Annotated in this window: 13 protein-coding genes; 7 read left to right on the top strand and 6 right to left on the bottom strand. The window is 49.8% G+C overall.

Annotation, left to right across the window (positions count from 1 at the left end):
- The first annotated feature begins 31 nt into the window (after positions 1–31).
- Genes P2G88_RS02680 through P2G88_RS02670 form a run of 3 tightly spaced genes read left to right on the top strand, consistent with a single transcriptional unit; the run spans position 32 to position 1,866 of the window.
- On the top strand, positions 32–613 hold the full coding sequence (locus tag P2G88_RS02680) for an FMN-binding protein (RefSeq protein ID WP_275794090.1): 582 nt from the start codon (positions 32–34) through the stop codon (positions 611–613).
- Positions 594–1,421, top strand: coding sequence for an FAD:protein FMN transferase (locus tag P2G88_RS02675; RefSeq protein ID WP_275794089.1), 828 nt, complete (start codon positions 594–596; stop codon positions 1,419–1,421). Before P2G88_RS02680 ends, P2G88_RS02675 begins: the two co-directional genes overlap by 20 nt.
- 16 nt (positions 1,422–1,437) lie before the next feature.
- On the top strand, positions 1,438–1,866 hold the full coding sequence (locus P2G88_RS02670; RefSeq protein WP_275794088.1) for a hypothetical protein: 429 nt from the start codon (positions 1,438–1,440) through the stop codon (positions 1,864–1,866).
- 18 nt (positions 1,867–1,884) lie between these two features.
- Here the strand turns inward: P2G88_RS02670 and P2G88_RS02665 are convergent, their stop codons facing one another.
- The 3 genes from P2G88_RS02665 to P2G88_RS02655 all read right to left on the bottom strand — a co-directional run bounded on the left by P2G88_RS02665 (position 1,885) and on the right by P2G88_RS02655 (position 4,988).
- Positions 1,885–2,631 carry a hypothetical protein gene (locus tag P2G88_RS02665; protein WP_275794086.1) on the bottom strand — a complete coding sequence of 249 codons (747 nt, stop codon included), beginning with the start codon at positions 2,629–2,631 and terminating at the stop codon, positions 1,885–1,887.
- 112 nt (positions 2,632–2,743) lie between these two features.
- Entirely contained in the window at positions 2,744–3,871 is a 1,128-nt protein-coding gene (gene tyrA, locus P2G88_RS02660) for a bifunctional chorismate mutase/prephenate dehydrogenase (RefSeq protein ID WP_275794085.1), read from the bottom strand.
- A 25-nt stretch (positions 3,872–3,896) separates the two neighbouring features.
- Complete coding sequence (locus tag P2G88_RS02655; RefSeq protein ID WP_275794084.1) at positions 3,897–4,988, bottom strand: 3-deoxy-7-phosphoheptulonate synthase; 1,092 nt, start codon at positions 4,986–4,988, stop codon at positions 3,897–3,899.
- Positions 4,989–5,308: 320 nt separating this feature from the next.
- On the opposite strand from P2G88_RS02655, the gene P2G88_RS02650 reads away from it, so the two are divergent.
- Positions 5,309–6,943, top strand: a complete 1,635-nt coding sequence (locus P2G88_RS02650) for a methyl-accepting chemotaxis protein (protein ID WP_275794083.1) — start codon at positions 5,309–5,311, stop codon at positions 6,941–6,943.
- Between the two features lie 8 nt (positions 6,944–6,951).
- On the opposite strand, the gene P2G88_RS02645 is transcribed toward P2G88_RS02650, so the two are convergent.
- The 3 genes from P2G88_RS02645 to P2G88_RS02635 all read right to left on the bottom strand — a co-directional run bounded on the left by P2G88_RS02645 (position 6,952) and on the right by P2G88_RS02635 (position 11,320).
- Positions 6,952–7,551 (bottom strand): DNA-J related domain-containing protein, encoded by a 600-nt coding sequence (locus P2G88_RS02645; protein WP_275794082.1) that lies wholly within the window; start codon positions 7,549–7,551, stop codon positions 6,952–6,954.
- Entirely contained in the window at positions 7,532–9,064 is a 1,533-nt protein-coding gene (locus P2G88_RS02640) for an AbgT family transporter (protein ID WP_275794081.1), read from the bottom strand. The genes P2G88_RS02645 and P2G88_RS02640 overlap by 20 nt, the downstream gene beginning before the upstream one ends.
- Before the next feature lie 84 nt (positions 9,065–9,148).
- On the bottom strand, positions 9,149–11,320 hold the full coding sequence (locus P2G88_RS02635; RefSeq protein ID WP_345798868.1) for an ATP-binding protein: 2,172 nt from the start codon (positions 11,318–11,320) through the stop codon (positions 9,149–9,151).
- 88 nt (positions 11,321–11,408) lie between these two features.
- Between P2G88_RS02635 and P2G88_RS02630 the strand changes: the two genes are divergently transcribed.
- The 3 genes from P2G88_RS02630 (at position 11,409) to P2G88_RS02620 (ending at position 13,358) form a co-directional block, all read left to right on the top strand.
- Positions 11,409–11,894 (top strand): YaiI/YqxD family protein, encoded by a 486-nt coding sequence (locus tag P2G88_RS02630; RefSeq protein WP_275794079.1) that lies wholly within the window; start codon positions 11,409–11,411, stop codon positions 11,892–11,894.
- A 126-nt stretch (positions 11,895–12,020) separates the two neighbouring features.
- On the top strand, positions 12,021–12,764 hold the full coding sequence (locus P2G88_RS02625) for a transporter substrate-binding domain-containing protein (protein ID WP_275794078.1): 744 nt from the start codon (positions 12,021–12,023) through the stop codon (positions 12,762–12,764).
- A 6-nt stretch (positions 12,765–12,770) separates the two neighbouring features.
- The gene (locus P2G88_RS02620; RefSeq protein ID WP_275794077.1) at positions 12,771–13,358 is read left to right on the top strand and encodes an HAD-IA family hydrolase; all 588 of its coding nucleotides are present in this window, start codon (positions 12,771–12,773) and stop codon (positions 13,356–13,358) included.
- Positions 13,359–13,377 lie beyond the last annotated feature (19 nt).

Here is a 13,377-nt window from a genome sequence, read left to right as displayed (position 1 = left end):
TCCCAGGCATTTTAACAAAGGAAATAGCACAATGCATTTCGATGGTCTTAACAGCCTCTGGCTGTTTCCGGTGGCGGCACTGTCAGTGCCGGCCTATGCAGTCAACTACTTCTCAGTTAGCGATGCACAGCAGGCACTTTTCCCCGGCGCCGACACCTTTATCGAGAGCCCGCTGCCCTTTAGCGATGATGACAAAGATCGTATCAAGGACCTGGCAGGCGTCAGACAGCGTCAAGACCAACAACCCATCTGGCGCGTCCAAGCCCAAGGGCAGTTTAAAGGCTGGTTTATCGTCGATGATGTGGTCGGCAAACATGAATATATCACCTATGCCCTGGCGCTCTCCCCCGAGGGCAAAGTGCTTGGCATGGAAATCATGAGTTACCGTGAAACCCACGGCGATAAGGTCAGGCAAGCCAATTGGCGCAAGCAGTTTGAAGGCAAGGACGTGAATGCCAAGCTTAAGCTGGACGAAGATATTATGAATATCAGCGGTGCCACCTTAAGTTGTCGCAACTTAACCGACGGGGTTAAGCGCCTGTTAGTAGTTCACCAACAATTCCTGGCCAGTAACCAGATTGCCGGTGGCGCCTTTGATCCACAGACGCGTTAAGCCACTGCTCGGTACCTTTGTTGAAGTAGGATTTACTCAGCAAAACCAGGTCGGCAGTTTATCAGTGGCTGTTTGTCTGGAAAGAGCTTTTGCTGCTATTGCCAATATTGAGCAGTTGCTGAATGGCCATGCAGCGGACAGCGAACTGACGCTGCTAAACCGGCGTCCGGGAGTCTGGTTGTCGCTGCATCGTCATACTCGCCGGGTACTTCGTCTGGCGAAAGCACTGGGACAACAGACTCAGGACAGATTTAATGTCACCGTGGGCGGAGAGCTCACCCGAAAGGGCCTGCTACCCTGCTTCGTCGAACATGACTATCTCGATAGAGGTGATGCACGGGATATCGAACTGCAAGGCCATCAGGTCAGACTCAAGCGTCCCGTTGTTATCACCCTGGATGGTATCGCCAAAGGCTATGCGGTCGATATGGCGGTAAGCGCATTAAGAAAGGCCGGTGTTAAAGGCGGTTGGGTGAATGCCGGGGGCGATCTCAGAGTATTTGGCGAGCAAAGCCTTGCAGTCAAAATCCGTGATGTGGATGGCTATCAACAACCACTGAAGCTGCATAATTGTGCTTTGGCCAGCTCCCGATACGCCGGTTTTCAGGTGCAGGACTTTACCAGTGCCATCATCGCCAAAGACGGCATTCCCTCGCCACAGACAGAGGAAATTATCAGCGTGCAGAGCCGCTTTGCCTGGCGTGCCGACGCCCTGACGAAAGTGTTTGTCGGCATTGAGGGACAAGCGCGAAAAGAGATTATTGCGTCGTTAAAGGGTAAACTGCCCGCCCTACATGGCGGCGAGTAGAAAAAGAACCAAAACCATGCGCAGAATTAAAGGTTATCCAGACAACTTTTATCCCATCTTACTATTTGTAGTACTGGCTGTGCTGGTCTCTGGTTTATTGCTGATCCCGGCCATGCTCGAATTCAAACTGGATATCCTTATTGACTGGCAGTTGCCGCGTGACCTGCGTGTACCGGTGCTCTTCCTGCATGCAGCCACAGGCTGGATTATCAGCATGCTGATTGGTGCCTTGTGGCAGGCGCATATGCGTAACAATTGGCGCCGTGCAAAACACAGACTCACTGGCACAGTGAACGCCATCACCTTCTTGTTACTCGGTGCCAGTGCATTGGGCCTGTATTATGCTGGCAGCATCGAAACGCAAGTATCTAGCGCCATCGTGCATACCTTGTGCGGCTTACTGTTAATCCCCATTTTCACTTTGCACGGGCTGTTAAGACGTTAAAAATGTCGCTCCCAACCCCTAGCAGCCAGGACCTATGGGTAGTAACGGCTTGTCGGCACGCACGTCGGTAAAGGCTCGGCTCGTCACCCCTTCATGCTCTGAAGCCAGTACGTTAGCGATGGCCTGATGAAGTCTGGGGACCAAATCCGCATGTTTCTTATGTAATACGTGATAGGCGTAGCTTTCAAACAGCGGCAGACGCTTTAATTTCTTAACGCCCTCTGGCACGGGCCAATCGTTGGACATCACGTAAAAGGCATAGTCAAAATGCCCGCTTGCCACCAACTCGGGCATTTTACCCAGGTAATTCACTTTGTAGATATGCGAGCCGGCGGCGTTGGGAATTCGTCTTACCACGCTGTTGTATGACTCATCGGTCGATGCAATGGTAATGGTGGGATTGCCCAGAATCTCTGCGGTGCAATCCACTCTTGGCTGGCATAGCAATACAAAGGTCACAGAAGAGAGCGGCGGTCCCACTGCAATAATGTCCGGGTACGGATAGAAAATATCTTCCGCCAGCACCACGTCGCCATCGAGCTGCCCTTGCAAAATGGAGCTTATCAGGCGGCTGGCCGGCATGGCCACCAGTTCTAGCTCAATACCCAGCGCCTGGTAGGCATCCCGTACAATTGGAATAGCGCGAGTGACGACACTGGGATGTTCGAGATAGGACAGACTTATTTTGGTCAATGGCTCAACGGCATTGGCCTTCAGATTTGCTGACAGACAAAGTAAAGATAATGCACAGACCCATCTGGTCATATACCACAACTCCTATGACGCTGGCGGGAACAGGGCGCATTCTAGTGACTTAATGTTTCGGTACCTTTGCGCTGGATCAGGTTACATTCTTAAAAACAGATTAGCGGAAAGGTTAGCTACGATCATCATCAGCTTTTAACAATAATTTCTTGCTCTCTACCAGGCTCTTCTTGGCAAAATCACCGAACCACTGTCCGATGTGGAAAAACTCTTTGATAAACTCCCCTTTCCTACCTTCCTCCAACATGGTTAGCGCCGTGTCAAAGCGATTTCGAAAACGCTTGAGGAGTTCAATACTGTCCGGATTATTAAAGATGATGTCGGCATACAGATCCGGTGATTGTGCGAACAGACGGCCAACCATCACCAGCTCTAAGCGATAGATGGGTGAACTGAACTGAATAAGTTGTTGCAGATTGGGACTTTCCCAGGCCAGGTGGGCGCCGTACACAAAAGAGCAGAAGTGGCGCATGACCTGGATAAAACTCATGGCATCGTCATGCTCTTTGGCGGTGCTTTCGTGCAGGATGGCCCCCCAGCTGCGCATTTGCTCGAGCAACCACTGATAGGCCTCAGGTTGGCGTCCATGGCATACTACTACCACTTGTTTGACCAAACTGGACACGTCCGGGCCAAACATAGGGTGCAACCCCAGCACCGGCCCTTTATGCGCATCGAGCATGGCTTTTAACGGGCCACGCTTGGTACTGGTTATATCGGCCAACACACAATCGGCAGGCAGATTGGTCAGTTTGGCAATCACCGATTCGGTCAGAATAATGGGCACAGAAACCAATACCAGCCCGGCACCATCAAAGATCTCATCAGCGCGATCCCAGTCATCTTTCTCCAGAATCTCTACGGGATAACAACTGCGCTCGAGCATATCCACAAATACGCCCCCCAATGCGCCGGCGCCACCTATGACGACCACTTTTTTAAGCTCAGGTTTACAGCACAAATAGCGCATATTCTGGGTTTGGTAGGACTCGCGCATAATGCGTCGGAGTAAGTCTTCAATTAAGGCCGGTGACAAGCCCCGCTGCTCGGCCTCTTCACGTCGCTTGGCCAGCAACTGCGCTTCACGGGACGGCACGTAAATCGGTAAGCCAGTGCGGCTTTTATACTCGCCTACTTTGCGGGTGATCTGCAGGCGCTTTTGCAACAGCTCCACCAACTGACTGTCAAGGGCATCAATTTGCGCACGTAATGCAGCTAATTCATCGTCCTTATCAGTCATACCATTATGCATTTCCTTCGGCATTTCAGTGGCTTCTTCTGATCTTGTTAAGACGCATGGGCAATATCGTGATCAGTCTCTCCCGGGTCTGTTTCAGCAGTTTTTCGGTACTTGTCCAGTCAATGCAACCGTCGGTGATGGATACCCCATACTCCAATTCGGACAGCGTTTTGCCACTGTTATTCTGATTGCCGGCTTTCAAATGGCTCTCCAACATGATGCCAATAATCGACTGATTACCTTCCAAAATCTGATTGACCACGTTGGCTGCAACCAGGGGCTGTCGACGATAGTCTTTATTCGAGTTGGCATGACTGCAGTCCACCACTAATCCGGCTTCTAACTTCGCCTGTTGCATCTGCAACTCACATTCGCTGACACAGACCGAATCATAGTTAGGCTGCTTGCCGCCTCGTAAAATAATATGGCCGTCGGGATTACCCTGGGTTTTGATAATAGTGACCTGCCCCGATTTGTTGATACCCATAAAGCTATGGGGGGATGCCGCACTTTGCAGCGCATTAATGGCGATATCCAGACTACCATCGGTACCGTTTTTAAAACCGACCGGCATCGACAAGCCACTGGCCATCTCCCTGTGCGTCTGGGATTCGGAGGTACGGGCACCGATGGCTGACCAGCTGAACAACTCGGCCAGATATTGCGGGCTGATGGGATCCAGCGCTTCGGTTGCCACAGGTAACTCCAACTCTGATAACCAAATCAGCAATTCCCTGGCTTTGCGAAGTCCGGCTTCGATATCGAAGGTACCGTCAATATTGGGGTCGTTAATCAGGCCTTTCCAACCCACTGTAGTGCGCGGCTTTTCAAAATATACGCGCATCACGATATACAAGGTGTCTTTGGTTTCTTCATGCAACTGTTTTAGCTTTAGTGCATATTCTTTGGCGGCTTCCACATCATGAATGGAGCAAGGCCCGCACACCACCAACAGGCGATGATCGCGACGATGAATGATATCGGCTATGGTTGCGCGGGACTGCTCGATGACCTTCAGCGCGCGTTCGCTGACCGGCAGTTCTTTGGATAACGCATCCGGTGTTACTAATACCTGCTCACCGGTTACGTGGACGTTGTGAATGGCATCTCTCAGCATGGTGGGCACCTATGATAAATCGGAGTTAAAAAATTTAGAAAAGTATGGCACTGCTTGGCAATGTCAGCAGAAAACTTGTTTGTCAGATTCAGGATAATCAACTTGATGTAACGTTTTCTTTACCAATTTGATTTCAATAATGACAATCACAATATTGACTTTTTAGCATTTACAGAATCTACCTGCAAGCGCATTTAACGGCTAACCCTGCCCTAGTGTCATATATTGCACAACTCCCCCCTTCAGCTGGCAAATAAGCTGTCATCAGCTTGTCATAACCATCACCTAGGATGCCGCCACGCGCGCCAACAGGTGATCCTATGAAGTTCAAAAAACTCAGTCTTATCGTCTTCTTACCAGTGCTGTTTGGTTTGCTGGTATTGATTATGCTGAATGTCCTTGCGTTACATCAGAACAAGCAATTGCTCGAAGAGTTTGACTTGCTTGAACAGCGCACTGTGGCGGCAGAGCGGCTCACAGCCACCATCTTGTCAGATTTCAAGACTCAGGTGCAGGAGTGGAAAAATGTGCTGCTGCGCGGCCGAGATCCTGAAAGCCTCGACAAATACTGGCAAAGCTTTGTGGCTAAAGAACAGCAGATCCAAAAAAACCTGGATCAACTGACCACAAGCTACGCGTTGCCTGACAGCATCAAGGCCGATATCCAGGCGTTTGCGCAGTCTCATCAAACCATGGCTAATCAATACAGAGAGGGATTGGCGCAATTTTCACAAGCCGGTTTTGATCCCTACATTGGCGACAAAGCGGTTAAAGGCATGGACAGGGAGCCCACTGCAAAACTCAAAATAGTAGAACAACGCATCGCTGAGCATGCCCGCATGCAACTGGCAACATTAAACGCCGAGGCCGGCGCCAGCAACAGTTCTATTTTGCTGCTGAGCATTGTGTTGTTTCTGGTGACGGTTGCCGTGGTGATTTGGGTGTTACGATTACAGGTCATTGGCCCTGCCAAAGCGGTAACAGCAGCCGTGCGGGATTTGGCAAATTGTCGCTATGACAATCCTATTGACTATCAAAGTGAGCATGAACTGGGCGAACTGGCCAATGCTACCCGCCGCATGCAAGGTAAAATGCAACACTCAAGAGAACTATTGAGTCAGGCAGAAGAAGAAGTGAATCACGCATTCGCCAGTTTGCATGACATCAGTGACGTTATCAGCAGAGGGGCCACTATCCAACAGCAAACCAGCAGCCAGTTGGATGATGGTATGCAGGAACTATCACGGATCGTCTCAAGGCTGATGCAGGTAACGCAGACCATCTCAGATACGACTGCAAAGGCAACACAGAATGTGGAGGCCTGTTTTAGCATTTTTAATCAAGCCAACCGGGGCTTTGAGAGTCTGGTTGAAGATACCGGACATACCACCGCACTGATAGAAGATCTGCAACGTAAAAGCAGTAACATTACAAAGGTCGTGGGCGTGATCAATGAGATTGCAGACCAAACCAACCTGCTGGCGCTAAATGCAGCCATTGAAGCAGCGCGTGCCGGCGAACACGGCCGGGGCTTTGCTGTCGTCGCCGATGAGGTCCGCAGCCTGGCTTCCAAAACACAGGGCTCCACTCAGGAAATCAAAGCCATTTTGCAAAGCTTTGAGCAGGACTCTGCTCAGGCGGTGACCGCCATGAATAACGGCAAACAACTTTGTGTACGCAATGCCAAAGAAGCCAACAACGCGTTAGCCAGACTGAACGAGTTGGTTGAAGATGTGGCAGGTATCAATGCAGTTGTCGCTGACTTGAACCAAGCCTCTGATGAACAAACCGCTGTATTAGACAGAATGCAACGGTCTGTACAACAAGTCCTTCGAGCTTCAGAGGACTACATGACACTGGCTGCACGTAAAGATGTGTCCGACGCCGTTAAGCAAGCTTCAACCAATCTGCATCAGGTAGTGGCTTCATTAACCTACAGCCAGCCTGCGGGGTAACCCCCCTTTTAAAGCAGTTTTTGATAAGCGCTTGTCAGGGCCTGACAATAGGTCCTGTCTCCCCCTTTGTCAGGGTGATGTTGATGCATCAATTGCCGGTAGCGACGCCGGATTTGTTGTTCGTCTGCATCTGCTTCCAGCCCCAAAACAGTCAGAGCCTCGGTGCGTTGCTGATCTGAAACCACGCCATCAAATCCTCGCCAAAAGCTCTCCAGCAATTCATTCACATCTTCCTCAAGAGTGCTGTCAAACTGTGACCAATCCAAATAATAGCTACGCAATTTATCTTCTTGTCCAAGTGCGTATTCACCAGATTTATATGGATTTAGCCGAATGTTAGAAGCGCTGATTTCAAGCTCGTGTAAGTGCTGAGCACGTAATCTATCTCGTAACAGATAAAGATGATGAAAAAGCGCGAAATGTGCCCTGAAAAGCGGCAACGGTTCAGATAGCGACAGATCAGGTGAGAAAGGCCCCGCCGGGTCCGCCTTGAGCATATTGATAAGGGCGAACTCACTGATCCCTTCTGGATGCAGCCTCAGAATGTCATACAAAAGCCCGGAAAAATCCGGGCTTTTGCTGTGTTGTTCAGGGCGCGGGGTAGACATAGCTGGATTGTAGTCCAAGCGGGATACCCGCCGCCCAGTAAAGCAACAGGAAGGCGGTCCAGGCCACCAAAATGCAGATAGAAAACGGCAGCATCATTGCCAACAAGGTACCAATACCGGTGCCTTTCACGTAGCGCTGACAATAGACCACCACCAGCGGGAAGTAAGGCATCAGTGGGGTAATAATGTTGGAGCCGGAATCGCCTAACCGGTATGCGGCCTGTGTCAGATCCGGCGAAATATTCAGTTGCATCAACATCGGTACAAAGATAGGACCAAGCAGCGCCCATTTAGCCGAGGCGGAGCCCACAAACAGATTCACAAAGGCAGTCAAAAACACCAGACCGACGATGGTCACCATGCTGGGCAGGGCCAAGCTACGCAGTACTTCTGCTCCTTCGATGGCGAGCAAGGCTCCCAAGTTAGACTTGGCAAAGGCGTCAATAAACAAAGAGCAGAAAAAGGCCATTACCACATAGTAAGACATACTACCCATGGATTTACTCATGGCGTTAACCGGATCCTTGCTGGTTTTAAAGGTCCCGGCTACAAAACCAAAGACAACGCCCGGAAGCACAAACAACAGGAAAATCAGTGGCACGATACTGCGCATTACCGGCGCGCTAAACGAGGTGATCTCCCCCTGAGGTGAGCGCAGAGGAGAATCCTCCGGCCACAGGGCCGCCACCAATAAACCAATACCGGCCAGCATCACTAAAGAAGCAATACGCAAAGCTTTACGCTCCTTATCCCCCAACTCCTCAAACTTGGGGATCTCAGCAGGGTCACCATCTACTGGCGTGTTGTTAAGTCTTGGTTCGATCACTTTATCGGTCAGATACCAGCCCAACAGAATGATTAAAATGCTAGAAGCACTGGTGAAAAACCAGTTATTGAGCGGGTTGATTTGGATGGCGGGATCGATTATCTGCGCGGCACTTTGGGTAAAGCTTTGCAGTAACGGGTCGATGCCAGAAGGAATAAAGTTAGCGCTAAAGCCACCGCTGACACCGGCAAAGGCAGCGGCAATACCTGCCAGGGGATGACGCCCCATGGCATAAAAAATCACCCCGGCCAGCGGAATGACCAGCACATAACCGGCATCGGTGGCGGTATGGCTGACAATGGCCACCAAAATAATAGAGGGAGTTAGTAAGGATTTCGGGGTCGCATCCAGCATGCGCTTAAGACCGGCATTAATAAACCCGGAATGCTCAGCCACCCCCACCCCCAACATAGCAACTAAAACCACGCCAAGGGGTGCAAAGCTGGTAAAAATGGTCACCATCCTGGACAGGAAATCGGCGAGATTGGCACCGGATAACATATTGTTGACCACCACCGCTTCACCGGTACGGGGGTCGATGGCGCTGAAGCTGACATCCGCTAACAAGGCAGATAGCGCCCAAACTATAAACAGGCTGATCAGGAAGATCATGGCAGGATCGGGTAGCTTATTCCCTACCCTTTCGATCCAATCCAGCGCTCTGCTGGTCCAATTTGGTTTTGTCATCGCCGTTCTCCTTTTTGTTGTTGCGATGCGCCATGCAAGGCTAATTCATGTGAGGGGCTAACTTGCGCCAGCCGCAAAACTTTTTCAAGCTTGCTGGGGTGATGTCAACTCCTCACAACTTGAATCCCCAACTTTGCCATATTGCGTGACTAAGGCCAGCAACTTTTTCCGCTCATAGGGTTTAGATAGGCATGCATTAAAGCCCAATTTCAAATAACGTTCGACATCACTGGCAAGCACATTGGCAGTGACCGCAATCACCGGTAGCTTGGCGTATTCTGGCTGGGCGCGAATATGCTCAATGGCTTCGCAACCATCCATCACCGGCATTTGAATATCCATTAACACGACATCAAAAGGGCGCGCCTTAATCGCCTCTAATGCCTTCGCACCGTTCTCGACACAGTGAACCAGCGCGCCCTGTTGAGTCAGCATTTCACGACATATTTCAAGATTGATGGCATTGTCTTCCACCAATAATACCTGAATGTCTTGCAAGCCTTCCGGTGCATTTTGAACTGACTCCACACTGGTGTTTGTCGCAGACTGCACCACCGGTAATGTCAGTCTGACCACAAACTCTGTACCTTTTCCAAGCACACTGTTCACGCGGATATCTCCGCCCATTTTGTCAACCAGTTGACGAACAATGCTCAGTCCCAGGCCGGTCCCGCCAAATTTACGGGTAGTGCTGGTGTCTGCCTGGGTAAAACTGTTGAACAAGGTCGGTATTGCCTCATCTGCGATGCCGATACCAGTGTCTTTTACTTTAAAGACTAAGTCAGCCTTTTTGCCGCGGCTCCACCAGGTACAGGAGAGCTTGACGCTGCCTTGATTGGTAAATTTAACAGCGTTACCGCACAGGTTCAGCAGGATCTGTTTAAGACGGGTATCATCGCCCTCCAACAACAGTCCTTTAGGCGCATCTGACTTGCAATAAAATTGCACATCCTTACCTTCCAGCAGGGGAGTAACGTGCTCTTGTAATACTTCGAGCATCTGTTCCAATTCGAAGGGATGACGGTCCAAAGTGAGTTGTCCTGCCTCAATTTTGGCCAGATCCAAAATATCGTTAACAATATCCAGTAAGGTTTTGGCCGATACTTTGGCCTTGCTAAGATAGTCCTGCTGCTTGCTATTTAGCTCGGTATTAAGACAAAGCTCTAGCAGCCCCATCACTCCATTGATGGGCGTACGTAACTCATGACTCATATTGGCTAAGAAGGCTGTCTTAGCAGCATTGGCCTGTTCAGCCTGAAGTTTGGCATCATGCATCAGCATCTCAGCCCGTTTTAAATGGGTGATGTCATGATAAGTACATAGAACCCCAACGATATCGCCGGCATGATCGACCAAAGGCATGCGATCAGTGGAAATGTAATGTGTATTGCCTGATTTTACCGTCTTCTCCTGGGAGTCGATAATGGCTTTCCCGGATGTTATTACTTCAATATCCAGGGCTCGATACCGCTTAGCTGTGGTGGCATCGGTTATATCAAAATCCGTCTTGCCCAAGATATCTTGAACCTTGTTCTTGCCCACTTCCTGAAGGAAGCTCTGATTGGCGCCTAAAAACCCCCCATTCTTGTCTTTCCACAGAATACCCATGGGAATAGCGTTAACTACACCATCGATAAGTGCTTTGGAATCATCCAGGGAACGGGACTGGTCTTGTACTTTTTCGTGGTAATGAGCCAGAAGATCTATCAGATAATCGAAAAATCGGCGGGTCAGATACAGGATCATGGTGATTAAAAAGGTGAAGGCCATCGCCACGTTAAGCCAGGCCGAGCCACTTTTCGCATAGTCACCAATGTCCAAGCCGTAGCTCAGTTCCCCTTTGAAAGCCAACCACCACTGGGTCATCAACACCAGCAGCGACAAGGTTGCATAAATCCCTGCGGTTCTGAAACTTAATAAAAAGCAAGCGAAGAAAGCCGCACCTATCAGTAACAGGATCCCACCGCCTGACAGGCCGAAATTGATCACCCCACCAACTCCTGCAAGGAAAAAAATCGCGCACAAAATATGTGCACTGACGGTCTGGGGAATGCGCTGACGAAATAGGTAAAGGGCGGTAAGGATAGTGCCGGCGACAACATGAAAATACATCACCGGTTGGAACCCAAATTCTCGGATCCGCAGTATAGAAGCTAGGATAGCGATTCCCACTAAAGCTGTCGCAACCAGAATCAAAGTGTCGGTCAGACCCTTTTTGATAGTGGCTAATGAAAGCGCTTTTTGCTGGACTACCATAAGAACGGCTTTGGTCAGAAGGCTGTGCCTGATAACATAGCATCCGATATTCAACTGCCTCTAGTGAAATTAGCAAGTTAAGGACGAAATGGTCTCTTCAGAACAGCGTGAACAAGGTCCCACCATTTGGGTGGATGCTGATGCCTGTCCCAATGTAATCAGAGAAATCCTTTACCGGGCGGCGCAAAGAACAGGCACGCTGACCATGCTGGTTGCTAACTCAGCGCAAAAACTACCGGCTTCAAAGTATGTACGTGCACTACAGGTTGAAAAAGGCTTTGATATGGCTGACAACGAGATTGTCAGAAGGGTCTCGTCCGGCGATTTGGTGATTACTCAGGACATCCCTCTGGCGGCAGAGGTGATAGCCAAAGGTGCCGAAGTTATCAGTCCAAGAGGGGAAACGTTCAGTAAAGAAAATATTCGCCAGCGCCTGAATATACGCGACTTCATGGATACAATGCGCGCCAGTGGCATTCAGTCCGGCGGTCCTCCCCCCTTAGGCGCCAGAGAAAAACAGGCTTTTGGCGGGGCGCTGGATAGGTTTCTGGCGAGAATTAAGCGCCCCGGGTAAAGAGCCTTCACATCCCCCTATACAGATACCCCCAGAAACTAGTAATTATTTCTCTTATTATTGTTTCAAATTGGGCAGGAAAAACATTCTTCTGTTAGGCTAAAAATCTGTCCCAATTGAGTATCGATGGATACCTTGAGAGCCTCACTTTTCTTTTTAGCCTTTACCTTCATCCTGTCTTTGAAAGACGCTGGTGCTGCCGATCTTAAAATCGTCACAGAGCACCATCCTCCGGTGCAATATCTGCTTGAGGATGTGATCACCGGCTCGGCAACTCAAATCCTTAAGATGGTGCTGGAAGAGGCCGGTCTTGAGGCCGACATACAGATCATGCCTTGGGCAAGAGCCTACAGCCTGGCCAAAGACAACGAAAATACCCTTATCTACTCCATGCTACAAACCCCTGATCGGGTTGAACATTTTCACTGGATTGGGCCAGTGGCAGAGCTCAATGTTGCGGTCGTCGGTTTAGCCGAGAGAGAGGACCTGCAACTAACCGAATTGGATCAATCACAAGCCTATGTATTTGGCGTTATTCGCGATTCCTATTCTCACGAATATTTAACCAAAGCCGGCTTTACGGATGATAAGAACCTGTTTTTGGTAGCCACCTTGCAGGAGCAGGTTAACCTGCTGCTAAATAAACGTATCGATCTGCTTTTTACCGATCCGATCGCCATCCGTTATAGGCTGAATGAACTGGGGGTGGGTGAAAAACGCATCAAGGTGTTATTCAAGCAACCTGAGCTCACCAGAAAGCTATATTTAGCAGCGGGATTGAAGACCGAGCCATGGATGCTTAAACGTCTGAATAAAGCCATGAAAAACGTCATGAAAACTGACACTTATCAGCTTTTAATGCAGTATTAATCCAAGATGCGGCTAACACAAAAGTCCTTTAGAGGCATTATCTTCGACTTGGATGATACCTTGATCACCTCCCCTTTGAATTTCCCCCGTTTAAAAGCAGAAATAGGCGCACCGGAGCACAGCTATGTGCTTGAGCATATCGCTTCACAACCAGAGGAGCGACAGGCCGGACTCATGGCCATTGTTGAGCGTCATGAGTTATATGCTGCACATCAGGCTATTTTGCTTCCGGGTGTGCAAACCACCCTTGGTGCTTTGCAAAGCAAGAACATTCCGATGGCCATTTTGACCCGCAATCGACGCCAGACCACCGATATTATAATGCAGCGACTTAGTATTCCGATTTCCCTGGTGTTAACCCGCGAAGATTGCGCTCCCAAACCGGCGCCGGATGGACTTTTGCATATCAGCAAACGATGGAAAATACCGGCTGAGGAGTTAGTGTTTGTGGGCGATCATGCGATTGATATGCAAGCCGCAGCCAATGCCGGTATGCCATCCTGCTTGGTAGCGGCTCGCGATGATGGCGGCCTCCCGACAGGGCTGCGCATCAAGCAATTAGATGAGTTATTGGTATGGTTTGACGGATATTAAAAAGCCCGGCAATTGCCGG

Origin of the sequence: Aliiglaciecola sp. CAU 1673 (assembly GCF_029223185.1) — a bacterium.
In the GTDB taxonomy this organism is placed as follows: Bacteria; Pseudomonadota; Gammaproteobacteria; order Enterobacterales; family Alteromonadaceae; genus Bowmanella.
This window is presented reverse-complemented; position numbering and strand designations above follow the sequence as displayed.

Coding starts and splice junctions, on each gene's coding strand:
- P2G88_RS02665 (WP_275794086.1), bottom strand. CDS start 2,631: ATGACCAGATGGGTCTGTGCATTATCTTTACTTTGTCTGTCAGCAAAT.
- P2G88_RS02655 (WP_275794084.1), bottom strand. CDS start 4,988: ATGCTGAGAGATGCCATTCACAACGTCCACGTAACCGGTGAGCAGGTA.
- P2G88_RS02620 (WP_275794077.1), top strand. CDS start 12,771: ATGCGGCTAACACAAAAGTCCTTTAGAGGCATTATCTTCGACTTGGAT.
- P2G88_RS02625 (WP_275794078.1), top strand. CDS start 12,021: ATGGATACCTTGAGAGCCTCACTTTTCTTTTTAGCCTTTACCTTCATC.
- P2G88_RS02650 (WP_275794083.1), top strand. CDS start 5,309: ATGAAGTTCAAAAAACTCAGTCTTATCGTCTTCTTACCAGTGCTGTTT.
- P2G88_RS02635 (WP_345798868.1), bottom strand. CDS start 11,320: ATGGTAGTCCAGCAAAAAGCGCTTTCATTAGCCACTATCAAAAAGGGT.
- P2G88_RS02645 (WP_275794082.1), bottom strand. CDS start 7,551: ATGTCTACCCCGCGCCCTGAACAACACAGCAAAAGCCCGGATTTTTCC.
- P2G88_RS02680 (WP_275794090.1), top strand. CDS start 32: ATGCATTTCGATGGTCTTAACAGCCTCTGGCTGTTTCCGGTGGCGGCA.
- P2G88_RS02630 (WP_275794079.1), top strand. CDS start 11,409: ATGGTCTCTTCAGAACAGCGTGAACAAGGTCCCACCATTTGGGTGGAT.
- tyrA (WP_275794085.1), bottom strand. CDS start 3,871: ATGACTGATAAGGACGATGAATTAGCTGCATTACGTGCGCAAATTGAT.
- P2G88_RS02640 (WP_275794081.1), bottom strand. CDS start 9,064: ATGACAAAACCAAATTGGACCAGCAGAGCGCTGGATTGGATCGAAAGG.
- P2G88_RS02670 (WP_275794088.1), top strand. CDS start 1,438: ATGCGCAGAATTAAAGGTTATCCAGACAACTTTTATCCCATCTTACTA.